Here is a 16,341-nt window from a genome sequence, read left to right as displayed (position 1 = left end):
ATGTTTTAAAGGCTTACTGAAAATATTTTTGTATGAAATACATGCTACCAACATTTTTTGAAAAAGCTTGGCGCTTTCATGACAAAATAACAGAAAAAAGAATAAATGGGTTAGTAGTATAGGGTATTAGGCGGCTTTTCTAGGTACTTAAACAAATAGGTGCTAGTCTGAATAACTGTAAATTACATAATATAAGGATCATTTTATGGAGATCTTAGCTTTTTTGTTTATTGGTGCCTTGGCGGGTTGGTTAGCTGGTCAGTTAGTAAAAGGTGGCGGCTTTGGTTTAATTGGTAATATCGTGATCGGCGTTGTTGGTTCTTTTGTCGGCGGATTTACGTTTCAACTACTTGGTTTGTATTCCGGTAGTTTCTTGGGTTCTCTTGTTACGGCAACTGTGGGGGCTATTATCCTACTTTATGTTGTACGGCTCGCTAAATCCTAGTTTTAGACTTTTTAATAAATCAGCCCGCTCTTAGATGCGGGCTTTTTTATGGGAAATGTTTCCAATATAAAACTTAAATAAGCTCTAACTCTTCCATGATACGTCGAATAGTGGCTTTTGTGCTGTCCTGTAGTGGCACCATAGGCAAACGGCATTCTTCAGTACAAAGTCCTAATAATGACATGGCGTATTTTGGCCCAGCTGGGTTTGGTTCAATAAAGAGCGCGTTATGTAGCGCAAATAATTTATCCTGCAATTGTGCAGCTTCTACGTATTTTCCTTCGCGACATAGACGTTGCAATTCCACAACTTGTTTTGGTGCTACGTTTGACGTAACCGAAATACAGCCATTACCACCACCAACGTTATAAGCCACCGTGGTGATATCGTCGCCACTTAAGAAATTGAAAGGTTTGTTAATTAAGGCGCGTTCACGAATAGGGCGCGTCAAGTCGCCTGTTGCATCTTTTACCCCAATTATTCTTGGTAATTCTGCAAGGCGAGCCATTGTCGCTACTTCTAAGCCAACAACAGAGCGAGGTGGGATGTTGTAAAGGATGATAGGTAGTTTGCTGTTGTCGTGTACGTATTTGAAATGTTCGTACAAACCCGTTTGATTTGGACGGTTGTAGTAACCAGCGACATGTAAGGTTGCATCCGCGCCAGCTTGATAAGCGTATTCAGAGTAATTTACCGCTTCAACAGGGTTATTAGAACCAGCACCAGCAAGCACAGGCACGGCCTTATTGGTTTCTTGTACGGTAATTTCGATAACACGTTTATGCTCGTGTTCGCTTAAGGTTGGGGATTCTCCAGTTGTACCAACAGGAACTAGGCCGTTGATACCTTGATCTATTTGCCAGCGAACGATTTTTCGCAAAGCGTCTTCGTCTAATTGGCCATTACGAAAGGGAGTGATTAGTGCCGTGATTGCGCCGTAGAACATACTTTTGCCTCATTTAGGCCGGTATGCATTCTGCTGAAAAGATAGATAGACCGTCAGCGAGAATGCTGCCGGGGAGTTGTTTAAATCTTAATTCCACACGTCAGCGCCGCAAAGCTTCTTAGCCTTACGTTTATCGCCGTTGCGTTTATTTAAGATATTGTTATTCATAGGGTAATAAAAATTTTCATCAAGTTTTGTATAGTTAGCTTTTCTATGCTGACGTTTTTTCTAAAAAAGGTCAATACGATGGAGGATTTTTATTTAGGAAGATGAAGTAGCGCGATGAGCTAGTTGGTTATGTTTGATTGGTGCGTTTTTGATACCTCTAACGATAATATCTCAGTTTTTGTGATTACGTTTTAGCGTACTTGAAAGCACTCACCCAATAATCAGGCAGCTAATTATTGGGTGAGGGCGAATCAAGATGTTTATTTTTGAAAAATAAAGCTCTCGGATTCAAGCAGCTTTTGTGTCCAAAGCTCATACGCTTTTGGGTTCAAGTGCAGTCTGTCGCCATCAAACAAGTTTTCTTTTATCTCACCATGTTTGTCGAGCAGGGTAGAGAACAAATCTACGTATTGAGTGTTAGGGCGTGTTTTGGCAAGACGAACCAATTGTTTATTGGTTTGCTCGATAATTTTGCGTACTTTCAATCGTGCAGGGCTGCATTTAATGCTGATTAGAGTGACTGGAATACCGGGTAGATGGCGATCTATTTTTTGTAGTAGCTCAATGTATAGATCAACTACCTTGTTGCTGTCACAATGGTTACCAATATCATTGTCGCCAGCATAAATAACTAATGAGCGTGGTTTGTGTGGCAATATGATACGTTCAAAATAATATACGCAAGCTTCTAATGTTGCTCCGCTAAAGCCTAAATTTATGCCGTCTTTGTCACGGAAATTATGGGCGAAATCATTCCATAAACGTACAGTAGACGAGCCATAAAACGCTACAGGCTGCTCTTTGTATTCTTGATAAGCTAGATGGAATTCTAGCTCTCGCACATCCGATTCGAATTCCACATCGATTTGATTCAAGCTCATTACATTGGAGCGATAGCCGTTTTTACCGCTAAATATAGGGTATTGGCGAATCTCTTTTGATAGCTCAACGGCTTCGTTAACGTAGCCTTTGTAGTCTTCCTGATAAGAAGCTAAGAATCGCACCAACGCTTTTTTATCTTTGTAATCAACTTTGCTGGATAGTTTAAACGCAGGCTTGATAATGACAGTATAAAGGTTGTGATCCGCGCGTTTATCAAAGTTCGCTACTACAATAGGAACGATCCAAGGCTCTTCGCTTCCCATGGAGCCAGCTAATTCAAAGGCGTGAGGTAGCAAGGCACCTGGAGATTGTTGTGTGCTAAAGCTTTGTCCTTCTGGTGAAATCATTAAAGGAAAGTTTTGACGTAGCGTTTCCTGAGACTGCTTGATAAATTCATCATGCTCTGGTGTATCTTTAGTCAGCTCTTCCCAGCTATTGATAAAGATATTGCCAAACTTGCCATAAAAGTCATCGCGCCAGAACTCACTTTCTTTACTGCGTCGTACGACGCGCTGACCAGAAATACCGTATTGCTTGTCGATGATCATGGCGCTAATAAATTGCGCGTCCATAGAAAAGCGGAAACCATTTGGTAAGCGGTTCGTTGGAGAACCCAGTAAATGGTTATAAATGAACAGAGAACCAGCTTTCTTTGGCAGGTTTTCTAGGCCCTTAATGACATAGGGAACTTGCTGAAAAGCCTGTTTAAATAGTTCTGTGCCTAACCGTCTAGCATCCAAAGCTGGTGTATCTTTAGGTAAGCTATTGATTGTGTCATAGACATTTTGCAAGTGACGATAAAAGGCATTTTCACGCTGTAAGTCTTTCAAAATGTCCAGGCACATACCGGAAATAGTGCGCTCTAATACACTGCCAAAGTGTAGGCATTTATAGAGTACGCCGAATGCTTCGTCGGTTGTGATGGCGCTTTTGAGTAATTCACTGACTTTATATAGAGGTGAACTGACTGGTAAAAGTGCCGCGTTTTGGTCTATTACGTTGCTGACCGCTAATGCTTCATCGTTTGCTATCTGTGAAAGGTAGCGCATTCTAGCAGCTAATAAATGCGCGCCAATCAGCCAAATGAGTCGATATAAGTATTTAACTGAAAATTTAGGGCTGTCTTTGAAAATCTCTAGCAAATCATCACGCTTTATAAACAAAACGCTGCTGTCTCTCGATGAAATGATTGAAGTGCGATTCTTCATTTCTTTATTTTGAGTGGCCCAAGCCAGTACGGTTCCTTTGCGAGAAATCGTTCGGGTGGTAATAATGTCCCCTGAGTCAGTTTGGTAGCTGATGACAACTTTCCCCTTGATTAGCAGGTATAAGCCGTCTGCAGGCTGGTCTTGTTGGCTTAATATGTCACCTTGATGGGCTAATAATATGGACGACTTTTTGGCTAATGTGTGTATTTCAGCTTGCGTAAAGGTCTCACAAAATGGCGCGTAGTTTAGAAGGCTAATGGCATCTTTCAGTGCATGAACTTGCGTTTCAGAATCGATTAATGGACGAGTCTCTTCAAAAGCTAACGACTCATTGGAAAAAAATGGGCGTGTTTGGTTTTGTACATTGGTTAGAACTGGTAAAGACTCTTGGTAAACAAACTGCAGAAATTGACTGGCGAAAAGTAAATTGGCATCGAGAATTTTTTGCAATTCAACAATCGGCCAATAGAGTAGTTTAGAAGACTTAGTCGCTGTAAATGTGGTTGCATAACGAGAAGGGTGACGGAAAGCTGACCAGCCGATTGGAGAAAGAAAGTTGCTGATTGTGCCGACGTTATAAGACTTGCCGGTATCTTGTAATGGAACCGAAATGGCGACTTCGCCTTCTAAGAGAAAATAGATGTTTTGGCCAATTTCAAATTGTTTAGCCAGAATGTCTCCCGCTTTTAGGTTTTTTATGCAGGCTAGATCGGTTAGAGATGACATTAATTCGGCATCAACATCTACCATGAAAGGAAACGTATTTATGTGTTTTGTTATATCCATCTTTTGTACCTCAAATCTGTCTTGCCCTAGTTAGGGACGTTTGATCGTCACTGTCTCACCTAAAAGTGCGTAGTCATCGCCACCTAGTCGTGAAAGAGGGTTCAGTTTTTTATTATCGATGAAAATCCGAGACTCTTCTTCGGTTACAAGGTCTTCATCAACGTATAAGTCGAGTATTTCCAAATACACCGCATTGAATGATGCGTTTCCTAATGTATGTATGTCGAACAGTTTGCAGTGAATAGCGACTTTAGCTTCTGCAATTCGCGGTAGTGTTTCTGTGAAATCAGTGAGTGATAATCTTGTTTTAGGTAATTCCGATTCCCCATAGGATAAAGTTGCCGAACTTTCGTTAACCGCGCTCACTAAAGCCCCACTGGGAATATGCAAAACACATTCCTTTTCGCGCAGTAGGTTGAATTTTGTATCTTTGGCGACATCGGTGGTTTTGTTACCAATAGAAACCATTAAGAGAGCTGGATCGGAAGAGATAGGTGCAAAATAAGAAAAAGGGGCGAGATTAAAAGTCTCGTTTTCATTCTTTGTCATGATCCACGCAATGGGGCGCGGTGTGATAGTTTGTGTGATCAGGTGATAGCGCTGATTGCCGCTTAGTTGATCAAACTGAAAACGCATAGACTTCCCCGTGTTTATGAAACATTACTTGTTAAATTACTACAAATACCAATCCGTTGTGAATCTTTGAGTGGAAACTTATGAAATTTATTGTAAAAAGCGGAGTTCAGGATAGTTGAAACAGGGGGGGGGGGGCGAGCCAACTCAATCGGTTATGAATTCTAGAAATTAGAAGGCAGAAGGCTCGTGATTTTTCGGTGTGTTTTATGTCTTTAGTTTAGTAGGCTTCAATGATGGCGTTAAAAGCAATGACCACACGATCTTTATCGCCAAAATACGGTAAAGCAGAGTGCTTTAAATAAGATGGGAAAATGATCACTTGGCCATCTGTCGGGGTAAAGTCCCAAACGCCATGACCTCCAAGGTAAGCAGTACCCGGATCCGCATAGTGTTCTGCGTTGACTCTTGGGTCATAAAAGCGATTTAGGCCACCATTGCCTTCGATATTGGCATCACCAGGTTCTAAATAGTAAATGCCGCACCAAGAGCAATTTGGGTGAGAGTGCGCGTCATGGTAGCCGCCTTTTTGCGTTACATGATACCAAGACTCGATAATATGGGCGTCAGCCTCCATATCTTCTGGCCAAAAAGCTTGATTTACTGATCCAGCAATCTCTAGAATCAACTCTTCTAACGCGCGCTTAGCTTCCATTACATTTGCATCGGCGAGATCTAAAAAATCCAAAGTGCTTTCGTGCAAAGCGTATTTTGCTTTTGGCGCAATTCGGCTTTCAATTGCTGTGGTTTGAGTCGATTTTTGTTGATAAACAGCAGCTAAAAGCGCTTCTTTTAGGAAGTCATGATCCGGCATTTGAGTAACAAACAAGGGGGTTGTCCAAACATTAATTTCTTCGATGATTGAGGAGTTTGTCATGTACGTTATGCCTGTAAAAAGGTTTGAGCGAATGGTGTATTTTCGTTATGCGGGAATGTCTAGTTCTGTCACAACAGGTTTGTAGCCACAAAACATCATCACTAGGTTGCGAAAGCCTGTTTCGCTGTCTGGGCCTTCTAATCCCTTGATGCTTTTATCAATCAAGGCTAAGTAGTTTTGCATGTAAGGCAGGGTGACTTTGTTGTGTCGCGACATAGCGCTTTCATAGAATGGCACGCGTTTGTCCCAAATTTTTTCACTTTGGCAGGCTTGCTTAAAGCTGGAGGATTGCATGCTTTGTAGTAGGTTCGATAAGGTTTGAATTTCGCGATTAAACAGCCAGAGAATAATACTGGACTCGACGCCTTCGCCTAACAATTGATGTAAACAGTGCATGGCGTCTTTTGTTTTGCCCATTAATAATCGATCGCTTAAGTCGTAAATAGAGTAACGACTGCTGTCAGCCACAGATTCGGCAACTTTTTCAGCATCAATTTGAACGCCTTGCCCATGTACTAGAGCAAGCTTTTCTAATTCTTGGGAAAGCGCTAAGAGGTTGCCTTCTCCGCGTTCGCAAATCATGCTGGCAGCGTCACGAGTCAGCGATAAATCGAGTGCTTGCGCTCTTTGCTGTACCCATGCCGGTAGGCGATTTGCGTCTATCGGCCAGATTTGCACAAAAACACCTTGTGACTCAAGCTGAGTGAACCACTTAGCTTTTTGGGTTCGAGCATCGATTTTAGGTAGCGTAAGCAAGATGATGTTGTCTTCGCTAAGCGACTGGCCTAATTGAGCCAGTGCTTTGCTATGCTTCTCGCCCATCTTATCTATTTGGATATCAAACATTCTACGCATAGAAAACAACGACAAACTTTGATTTTCATTAATGACGTCTTGCCAATCAAACTGAGCATCGGCGACGAAACGTAGTCGCTCATCAATATTATGCTGTTGGGCGGCCTTGCGAATGCTGTCTGCCGCTTCTTGGCACAATAAGACTTCGTCACCAGAAATAATATAAATAGGCGCTATGCTTTTTTTTAACTGTGCTGGTAACTGATCAGCTCTGACTTTCATTTTGAGACCTTTGCACTATTACTATGCTCTCCAATACTTTGTTAAAAACAAACTAAAAATGCTCATTTATAACCCCTAAAGGAGGTAGGTGGTGCAATTACAGTGGGGCATAACTTAAGTCATAAACTAATCGATTGGCTAGATCTTCATTCATGCTGTCTTCTTGCGCTTGGTTGTAAGAGATTTTAGCGCTTTCTTCTGCATTTTGATTAGTCAGTGTTTGTGTAGTACTAATGGTTCGAGGACCATAGACAGATTTGCCATCTGCTTGGCGAACAAAATAATGGCTGGTTAAGCGACGTTGTAATTGTGATAGATCATTATCCATGTCACGAGCAAGTTCAATATCAACCTTTGTGATGGGGTTAATTTTTAAGTTGAAAGTGTTTTTGTTTGCATTGGCCTTATCAATAATCACAACGCCAGCTTTGGTAAGTGCGATGCGCAATGATCTATCAAAGCTATCAGAACCACTTTCGGATGTCAGTGTTATCTTTTTAAGCTTTGCAGGCATATTAGCTTGGCCACGTAATTGGAAGCCACAGGCGACAATACTCATGGTCAGTAATGCTAATAAAAGTAGACGAGTTGTTTGTGTAAGAGTGGCTATCATATCCGTGATCTCTGTCTTGTTGTTAAGGAAAAAGGGATGGCTGAGCCATCCCTGATTGTGCCTGGCTTAGTTGGCAACAATGTTGACCAAACGACCTGGAACGACAATAACTTTTCGAACTGTTTTACCTTCAAGGAACTTGGTAACACTTGGATGCGCAAGCGCTTCGGCTTCAATCGTTTTGCTGTCAGCACTGGCGGAAACGGTCAATTCAGCACGCTTCTTGCCAAGAACTTGAACAACAATAGTCAGCTCGTCTTTTATTAACGCATCTTCATCCAATGTCGGCCATGGTGTATTAACGATATTATCGCTATGGCCTAGCTCGCTCCATAATTGGTGAGCAATGTGAGGCACGATTGGAGACAATAACAAGGTTGCTGCTTCTAGCGCTTCTTGTGCTACAGCAAGTCCCAATTCAGACATATCTTCAAACTTACTGATTTCGTTGCAAAGTTCCATTACGGCCGCAATAGCTGTATTGAAAGTTTGGCGACGCTCGATATCGTCTGATACTTTCTGAATAGTTTCATGTGTCTTGCGGCGTAACGCTTTTTGAGCACCATTCAATTCGGCAATGTTTAGTTCGCCAACTTTACCCGCATTGGTATGACGGTAAGACAAAGCCCATAAACGGCGTAGGAAGCGCGAAGCACCATCTACACCGGCGTCGTTCCATTCAAGTGATTGCTCTGGTGGTGCACTGAACATCATGAATAAACGAACAGTATCGGCACCATACTTCTCAATCATTTCTTGAGGGTCAACTGTATTGCCTTTGGACTTAGACATCTTGGTGCCGTCTTTGTTTACCATGCCTTGCGTCAAAAGACGTTTGAATGGTTCATTAGAGTTTACAAGACCTGCATCACGTAATAACTTATGGAAGAAGCGTGAGTATAATAGATGAAGAATCGCGTGCTCTACACCACCAACGTATTGGTCAACAGGAAGCCAGTAGTTGGCTTCTTCTGTCAGCATGGCATCGGTAGAGTCTGGGCAGCAGTAGCGAGCAAAGTACCAAGACGATTCCATGAAGGTATCGAAGGTATCTGTTTCGCGCTCTGCTTCTTCGCCATTAAACATAATGGAAGAGAAGTTCGGATTGTTTTTGATCGGTGAATTAACACCGTCCATGATCACATCTGTTGGCAGTTCAACAGGTAGTTGATCTTGTGGAACAGGAACGACCGAACCGTCTTTTAAGTTGATAGTAGGGATTGGTGTTCCCCAGTAACGCTGGCGGCTAACGCCCCAATCGCGTAGGCGATAGTTTACTTTTACTTCGCCTAGGTTACGTTCTACCATCCAAGCTGCAATAGCATCGAAGGCTTCTTTGAAGGCTAAACCGTCGAATTCGCCAGAATTGCATAGTACGCCTTTTTCAGTGAAAGCGGCTTTTTCTAGATTAATCATTTCGTCGCCAGCAGGCTGAACAACTTGCTTGATTGCTAAGTCGTATTTTTTCGCGAATTCAAAGTCGCGCTGATCGTGAGCTGGAACCGACATAACCGCGCCAGAACCGTAATCCATTAATACGAAGTTGGCGGCGTAAACAGGAACAGCTTCCCCAGTAATTGGGTGAATGGCCTTGAAGCCAGTATCCATGCCTTTTTTCTCAACCGTTGCCATATCCGCTTCAGTTGTTGACATTTTTTTGCTTTCTTCGATAAACGCCGCAAGATCTGCGTTATGCGCAGACGCTTCTAAAGAAAGAGGGTGCTGAGTTGCTACCGCAACATATGTCACACCCATGATAGTATCTGGACGTGTTGTGTAAACAGACAGACGTTCATCTTTGCCTTCGACCGCGAAGCTAAATTCTAGGCCTTCTGAACGACCAATCCAGTTACGTTGCATGGCTTTTACTTTTTCTGGCCAGCCATCTAATTGATCAAGATCGTTTAACAATTCTTCTGCGTAATCTGTGATGCGAATAAACCATTGAGAGATTTCTTTTTTCTCTACATTAGTACCACAACGCCAGCAGCAGCCATCTTCAACTTGCTCATTAGCTAATACTGTTTGGTCTTCAGGACACCAGTTAACGGCAGCGGTTTTTTTGTACGCCAAGCCTTTTTCAACCAATTGCGTGAAGAACCATTGTTCCCACTTGTAGTACTCAGGCGTACAGGTGGCAATCTCACGATCCCAGTCATATCCAAAACCAAGCTCTTTAAGCTGGCCTTTCATGTAAGCGATGTTTTCTGTGGTCCATTTTGCTGGTGCGGTTTTGTGTTTGATAGCCGCGTTTTCAGCAGGAAGACCAAAAGCATCCCAACCCATTGGTTGTAGGACGTTTTTGCCTTGCATGCGCTGGTAGCGCGAAATTACATCACCGATTGTGTAGTTACGAACGTGGCCCATATGCAGGCGGCCACTTGGGTAAGGGAACATCGAAAGACAGTAGAACTTCTCTTTGTTGGAATCAGCGACGGCTTTGAAGACTTTATTTTCGTCCCAAAAAGATTGAGCAGCTTGTTCGATTTGCTGCGGATTATATTGCTCTTGCATGATGTATTCTTATCCCGTGATCGACGTAAGGTTGGTAGACCTGTATTCTCTTTAATGAAAAGAGAGCCATTATAGCGACTTAGCGCAAGGTAATGGTGCAATGGCCAGCAGAGTTTGAAAATATCCGTTATTTTATAGAGATGGAGCCCTAATTAGAAGGTGCATAGAGGAGGAGTTATGAAATCTATGAAAAAAGATTCGTCAAAAAGCGCAATCGATTCCAATTTGGTTGAAGAAGCGCGTAAAACATTGATTGGAGCAAAAGATTGGTTCTTAGAAGACGTTGCTCTAATGACGGCTTATTGGCATGACAAAATGGGTTATACCGAAGCTTGGGTCGATGCGAATTGGCAGTATGTGCTTGATGAAAGTCATGAGTTGGTCGAAGAGCTTGATGAAAAAGAAGACACAGCTTTGTTATGGCTGATTAATCACGCCAACAATAATCCTGTGCCACTAGAAGAATGCCACGTGGTTGGTGCAGTGGTTGAACCTGGAAGCTATCATTGTATGTCTTGTGGCCATGATAATGTTATCGAGACAAAGCAAGCGTTAGCGCCATGTGAGATCTGTCACTATGGTTTGATGTCTACTCATGATCATCAGCAAAATAAAGCGCTTTAATGCGTTTTTAGTTTTTTATTAACACGGAATCGGTCGTAATGAAGCTTTTCTCAAATGTCGTTACGACCGATGTGTGTATTCTCTATTGATTTTTGCGCTTTAGAATCAACCCGTTGAAATAGGTGAAAACTAGGCAAAGTCCCAGTAGTAATAGGGTTGGCCAATACCCCCACTGTACATATGGCGTGATGCCAGTAAAGGCTTTGGCTTCGGCGGTTAGCGTTGTTCTTTCAAACTGTGGTGCTTGTGCGACCACTTCGCCTTTTTCATTAATAAATGCTGTGATGCCTGTATTGGTGGCGCGAATGACATAGCGACCAGCCTCTTTAGCTCTAAATTGTGCTATTTGCAGATGTTGCCAAGGGCCAAAGGAAGTGCCAAACCAACCGTCGTTACTAATCGTGATGAGAAAGTCACTGTCTCTTACCAAGCGCCTCACTTGGTCTGCATAGACAATTTCATAGCAAATAAATGGCGCGACACCCCATTCGCCAACTTGCAGGACTGGCTGGTTGTCATCACCGCGTTTAAAGCTAGACATAGGCATGCCGAATACATCAAGAATTGGGCCTATATATTCTGAAAACGGAATGTATTCACCAAAAGGAACTAGTCTGCGCTTGTAATAAAGGCCAAAGCCATCTCCTGTTGCCCAGATAGCATTGTAGTAATCTTTGTTGTCTTCGCTGACATCGGGAATGCCGGTGATGAGCGTGGTATTTGTATCTGCCAGCTCTTTGCTGAAGCCTGCAAAATAGGGTTTGATTCTTGGGTATGAATAAGTGATCGCCGTTTCAGGCCAGACAACTAATTCACTGTCTAAATGCTCAATGGTGGTTTGTTGATAATAAGCTAGAGATTTTGCCGCTGTTTCAGCCAGCCATTTTTCGTCTTGTTTAACATTGCCTTGTACCAAGGTGGTTTTTAGTGTGCCAGTTTGTTGTACCCATGAAATAGGGAAATAGCTTAAATAGGCGGAGCCTAACCAGACAATAATGAGTGTTGAAATTAGCATGAGCTGGTTACTTCGTTTTAATAACACACTAGCTATTACGCTAGAGGTTAATACAACACTGGCACTAGTAAGCCAAATGCCTCCTATGGGTAAAAGCTCAAATAGCCAGGTGTTTTCAATCGCGTAGCCAGGTAATAACCAAGGAAAGCCAGTAAAAAGCGTACTACGGGCGAACTCACCAAGCAATAAACCTAGAGTGATCCATAGGCTTGCGGGTATTTGTGGTATGCGCTGAATAAGTTTCCATGATGTCCATGCTGAAAATGCCCAAAAAACGCATAGCACTGCGACAAAGGCGAACGTAATGAGTGCAGCGATAATGATGCCTACTTGCCCATATTCAGCAATGCTGACATAGACCCAAGAAACGCCCGCACCAAAAAAGCCTAACGCGACAGAAGTTCCACGCCAGCAGGCAGATTTTGCTGTTTTGCTGCTTAAGATAAGTAGGCTGAATACTATTAGGCTAACGAAATAGCCAGGCCAAAAATGAAAAGGTGAAAAACTTGTTACACCTATGGCGCCAGCAATAACACCCATAAGGCCAATAAGTGCGGGAGGAAGTTTGGAGATTTTCGCTACCAAGAGAGGCTCCCACCCCGTCTTGGTATTGGTTAAGTCGGGGTGAGGCATGGTCATCTTAATCTGGAGTGTTATTGGTTGGTTTAGTGACTTGAATGGTTTTAATGCGGCGGCCATCCGATTTCACAATGCGGAAATGGAAGTCGCTAAAGAATAATTCTTCATCGCGCAGGGGAACGTGGCCAAATTGTTGAACCAGTATTCCGCCAATAGTGTCGAACTCTTCTTCGTTGAATTCAACTTTAAAGAACTCATTGAAGTCTTCAACAGGGCATAATGCAGGAACAAGATAAACACCAGGTTCTGTGGTTACCTGAATGCCTTCGTCATCAAGCTTGTCGGTTTCGTCTTCGATTTCACCAACGATCTGCTCGAGTACGTCTTCAATGGTAACCAAGCCAGAAACGCTACCATATTCGTCTAGGACTAATGCCATGTGATATCGCTTGGTGCGAAAGTCATTAAGAAGGACGTTTAAACGCTTGCTTTCTGGAATGAAGTTAGCAGGGCGTAAGCGCGCTAGAATATCTTCTATCGTTACAACGGTTTCTTTGAATAATAAAGGCAACAAATCTTTGGCAAGTAGCACACCGAGAATTTCATCGGAGTCTTCGCCAACGACAGGGAATCGTGAGTGAGAAGAATCTATTATTTTACGGATTGACGTTTTAGGGTCATCTTCGGACTTAATGACCACCATTTGGGAGGGTGGAATCATAATGTCACGTGCTTGAACTTCAGAAACTTCTAGTGCGCCTTCAACAATAGTGAAAGCGTCACGATCAATAACATCGGATTTCACTGCGGCTTCTAGAAGTTTAACAATGTCACCACGGCTGCGTGGTTCATCGTTGAATGCTTGGGTTAAACGTTCAAACCAAGATTTTTGTTGATCGTTGGATAAACTCGATCGGTCGTCACTCATTGGGGTGTTAGCTCACTCTTTAATCAAATAAGGGTCGGAAATAGATAGAGAAGCAAGTAGCTCCGTTTCTATCGATTCCATTTCATCTGCTTCTTCATCATTTATATGATCATAGCCGCGTAAATGCAAGATGCCATGAATAGTCATATGGGCCCAATGATGAAGTAATTCTTTATTTTGCTCTTCCGCTTCTTTACTCACAATTTGAGCACAGATGACCAAATCGCCCAATAATGGCAGTTCTAACCCGGGAGGTGCCTCGAATGGGAAAGATAGGACGTTGGTAGGTTTGTCTTTACCGCGATACTCGTGATTAAGTGCATGGCTTTCTTCTTCGTCGACGATGCGAATGGTAACTTCAAACTCTTCATCTACGTCTGGAAGGGCTTTTTCGACCCAAAGTCTAAAATCCGCTTCGCTTGGCAAATTTGCTGTTTCTTCGGTTGCGATTTGTAGATCAAGCTCTAAATACGCCATTATTTACTACCTGCAGACTGTTCTGCTTGTGCGGTTAGGCGAGCTTCTGTGCGCGCTTTCTTTTCCGCTTCTACTTCAACATCAAACTTGTCATAGGCTTCAACAATGCGCTGAACCAATGGGTGACGGACAACGTCAGAAGAACTAAATAAAGTCATGCTGATGCCGCTTACATCTTTCAAAACGTGCATAGCTTGCGCCAAACCAGATGTCGTACCACGAGGTAAATCGACCTGAGTGGTATCGCCAGTAATTACCGCGGTTGAGCCAAAACCAATACGCGTCAAGAACATTTTCATTTGTTCGCGTGTGGTGTTCTGGCTTTCATCAAGAATGATGAAGGCATTATTCAAAGTACGGCCACGCATGAAAGCAAGTGGCGCTATTTCGATAACATTTTTTTCAATCAACTTATCAACCAGCTCGAAACCAAGCATTTCGTACAAAGCATCATAAAGAGGGCGCAAGTACGGATCGATTTTTTGTGATAAATCACCTGGCAAAAAGCCTAGTTTTTCACCAGCTTCTACCGCTGGACGAACCAACATAATACGTTCAACACGATCAGCTTCTAGCGCTTCAACTGCACAGGCCACAGCTAAGTAAGTTTTGCCGGTACCCGCTGGCCCGATGCCAAAGTTAATGTCGTGTTTACGAATCTGTTTGACGTAACCTTGCTGGTTTTTGCCTTTTGGCTTGATGAAGGCTTTGCGAGTTTTAATCACTAGCTGGTCAGCTTTCTCTCTTTTGCTGCTAGTCAGCGATTCTATTGCCGACTCTTGCAGATAAAGATGAATCATTTCAGGTGTGATTTCAGTATTCACCAATGCTTCACGGTAGAGGTTTTCTAGCAGTGTTTTTGTCGCAGCTACGTGCTCAGAATCTTCACCGGAAATATCGAATAGCTCGCCACGGTACTTAATAGAAACATCAAGTCTCTTTTCTATTAACTTGATGTTCTCGTCGAGTTGACCGCATAGTCCAACCAAAGCATCGGCTTCGGCTGGGACTAAACGGATTTGTTGAGTTGTCTGTGTGATTTCCAAGATTTACCTTTGATTATTATTGCAGTACAAAGTCAGAGTCGAGTTCAGAGCCTACTAACTCTCCCAGCAGGGAGTTAGGGTAAGCATCGGTGATAACAACATCTGCGAATTTACCAATAAGTTGTGGATCGAACGCGCGGAAATTAACAATCCGATTATTTTCTGTTCGACCTTGAAGTTGTCCAGGATCTCGAGGTGAATAACCGCTTATCAAAATACGTTGCACTTCGCCAACCATGGACAAGCTAATGTCGTAGGCTTGTTGGCTGATACGACGTTGTAAAATGGCTAGGCGCTCTTTTTTCACTTCTTCTGGAGTGTCATCTTCTAGATTAGACGCTGGCGTACCTGGTCGTTGACTGTATACAAAACTGAACGAGTGATCAAAGCCGATTTCCTGAATTAGATTCATGGTATCAACAAAGTCGTCATCCGTTTCGCCTGGGAAGCCAATGATAAAGTCAGAAGACAAGCTAATTCCTGGGCGCGCTTCTTTAATACGATTGATCTTATCAATGTAATATTGGCGGTCATGACCGCGTTTCATTGCGCTCAAAATGTTATCTGCGCCGCTTTGTACTGGTAGATGTAAATGGCTAACCAGTTTGGGTTGTGTGCGGAACGCTTCTACCAAACTGTCGCTGAATTCCACAGGATGTGATGTAGTGAAACGAATCCGCTCAACACCATCGATTTGTGCAACTGCATGAATGATGTCTGCAAGATCTGCTTCGTCGCCTTCAGTGGTATCGCCTCGGTAAGCGTTAACGTTTTGACCCAATAAATGGATCTCACGCACGCCTTGCTCAGCAAGCTGTGCAACTTCTTTCAAAATGCTATCAAACGGACGGCTTACTTCTTCGCCGCGAGTGTAAGGCACAACACAGAAAGTACAGTATTTACTGCAGCCTTCCATGATAGAAACAAAGGCTTCAGCACCGTCAACGCGAGGAGCTGGCAAGTGATCAAATTTCTCGATCTCAGGGAAGGTGACGTCAGTGATAGGAATGTGTTTTCCGGCTGCGTTCACCATCTCTGGTAATTTATGCAGAGTTTGAGGCCCAAAAATCATATCTACATGTTTAGCACGTTTACGAATAGCGTCGCCTTCTTGGCTTGCTACGCAACCGCCCACACCGATAACTAGGTTAGGATTTTTCTGCTTAAGCTTTTTCCAACGACCTAGTTGGTGATAGACCTTATCTTGCGCTTTTTCACGAATAGAACACGTGTTAAGCAGTAGAACGTCTGCTTCTTCTGCATTGTCTGTGAGTTCCATTTCATGACTTTCGCCAAGTAAATCTGCCATACGAGATGAATCGTATTCGTTCATTTGACAGCCATGAGTCTGGATAAAAAGTTTTTTTGCCATGTAACGTATTAACCTAAAAATGTGTTCGTCTAATCGACTTTGGCGCTATTATATTGGGCTTTGCTTCCGAATCCCAGAGGTGTTCTGAATTCCGTGTAATTTAACGTAAAAAAGTGAGTTGAAATAGTCGTGTTTTCTTACTGGAGCTTTT

14 protein-coding genes are annotated in these 16,341 nt (G+C 42.9%); 2 read left to right on the top strand and 12 right to left on the bottom strand.

Annotated features, from left to right (window positions below):
- Window positions 1-205: 205 nt before the first annotated feature.
- Window positions 206-445, top strand: coding sequence for a GlsB/YeaQ/YmgE family stress response membrane protein (locus CYL31_RS14090; protein ID WP_012070611.1), 240 nt, complete (start codon window positions 206-208; stop codon window positions 443-445).
- 73 nt (window positions 446-518) lie between these two features.
- Here the strand turns inward: CYL31_RS14090 and dapA are convergent, their stop codons facing one another.
- The 7 genes from dapA to leuS form a co-directional block, all read right to left on the bottom strand.
- Window positions 519-1,391, bottom strand: a complete 873-nt coding sequence (gene dapA, locus CYL31_RS14085; RefSeq protein WP_212915833.1) for a 4-hydroxy-tetrahydrodipicolinate synthase — start codon at window positions 1,389-1,391, stop codon at window positions 519-521.
- 428 nt (window positions 1,392-1,819) lie between these two features.
- On the bottom strand, window positions 1,820-4,435 hold the full coding sequence (locus CYL31_RS14080; RefSeq protein WP_212915832.1) for a cyclic nucleotide-binding domain-containing protein: 2,616 nt from the start codon (window positions 4,433-4,435) through the stop codon (window positions 1,820-1,822).
- Window positions 4,436-4,465: 30 nt separating this feature from the next.
- Window positions 4,466-5,071: a flavin reductase family protein gene (locus tag CYL31_RS14075; protein ID WP_212915831.1), complete on the bottom strand. Its 606-nt coding sequence runs from the start codon at window positions 5,069-5,071 to the stop codon at window positions 4,466-4,468.
- A gap of 217 nt (window positions 5,072-5,288) precedes the next feature.
- Window positions 5,289-5,945, bottom strand: a complete 657-nt coding sequence (locus CYL31_RS14070) for a putative 2OG-Fe(II) oxygenase (protein WP_212915830.1) — start codon at window positions 5,943-5,945, stop codon at window positions 5,289-5,291.
- 45 nt (window positions 5,946-5,990) lie between these two features.
- Complete coding sequence (gene holA / locus CYL31_RS14065; RefSeq protein ID WP_212915829.1) at window positions 5,991-7,022, bottom strand: DNA polymerase III subunit delta; 1,032 nt, start codon at window positions 7,020-7,022, stop codon at window positions 5,991-5,993.
- 97 nt (window positions 7,023-7,119) lie between these two features.
- The gene (locus tag CYL31_RS14060) at window positions 7,120-7,635 is read right to left on the bottom strand and encodes an LPS-assembly lipoprotein LptE (RefSeq protein ID WP_212915828.1); all 516 of its coding nucleotides are present in this window, start codon (window positions 7,633-7,635) and stop codon (window positions 7,120-7,122) included.
- A 66-nt stretch (window positions 7,636-7,701) separates the two neighbouring features.
- Complete coding sequence (gene leuS, locus CYL31_RS14055) at window positions 7,702-10,149, bottom strand: leucine--tRNA ligase (protein WP_212915827.1); 2,448 nt, start codon at window positions 10,147-10,149, stop codon at window positions 7,702-7,704.
- A 177-nt stretch (window positions 10,150-10,326) separates the two neighbouring features.
- On the opposite strand from leuS, the gene CYL31_RS14050 reads away from it, so the two are divergent.
- Window positions 10,327-10,773: a hypothetical protein gene (locus CYL31_RS14050; RefSeq protein WP_212915826.1), complete on the top strand. Its 447-nt coding sequence runs from the start codon at window positions 10,327-10,329 to the stop codon at window positions 10,771-10,773.
- 82 nt (window positions 10,774-10,855) lie between these two features.
- Here the strand turns inward: CYL31_RS14050 and lnt are convergent, their stop codons facing one another.
- The 5 genes from lnt to miaB are packed head-to-tail and all read right to left on the bottom strand — an operon-like array spanning window position 10,856 to window position 16,190.
- Window positions 10,856-12,421 carry an apolipoprotein N-acyltransferase gene (gene lnt, locus CYL31_RS14045; RefSeq protein WP_249411591.1) on the bottom strand — a complete coding sequence of 522 codons (1,566 nt, stop codon included), beginning with the start codon at window positions 12,419-12,421 and terminating at the stop codon, window positions 10,856-10,858.
- A gap of 7 nt (window positions 12,422-12,428) precedes the next feature.
- Window positions 12,429-13,295 (bottom strand): CorC family transporter, encoded by an 867-nt coding sequence (locus CYL31_RS14040; protein ID WP_212915825.1) that lies wholly within the window; start codon window positions 13,293-13,295, stop codon window positions 12,429-12,431.
- A gap of 12 nt (window positions 13,296-13,307) precedes the next feature.
- A complete protein-coding gene (gene ybeY / locus CYL31_RS14035) occupies window positions 13,308-13,772 on the bottom strand; it encodes an rRNA maturation RNase YbeY (RefSeq protein WP_212915824.1) in 465 nt (154 codons plus the stop codon).
- Entirely contained in the window at window positions 13,772-14,818 is a 1,047-nt protein-coding gene (locus CYL31_RS14030; protein WP_212915823.1) for a PhoH family protein, read from the bottom strand. The genes ybeY and CYL31_RS14030 overlap by 1 nt, the downstream gene beginning before the upstream one ends.
- 16 nt (window positions 14,819-14,834) lie before the next feature.
- Window positions 14,835-16,190 carry a tRNA (N6-isopentenyl adenosine(37)-C2)-methylthiotransferase MiaB gene (gene miaB / locus CYL31_RS14025; protein WP_212915822.1) on the bottom strand — a complete coding sequence of 452 codons (1,356 nt, stop codon included), beginning with the start codon at window positions 16,188-16,190 and terminating at the stop codon, window positions 14,835-14,837.
- Window positions 16,191-16,341 lie beyond the last annotated feature (151 nt).

Origin of the sequence: Marinomonas sp. A3A, from assembly GCF_018336955.1 — a bacterium.
GTDB lineage: Bacteria > Pseudomonadota > Gammaproteobacteria > Pseudomonadales > Marinomonadaceae > Marinomonas > Marinomonas lutimaris.
This window is presented reverse-complemented; position numbering and strand designations above follow the sequence as displayed.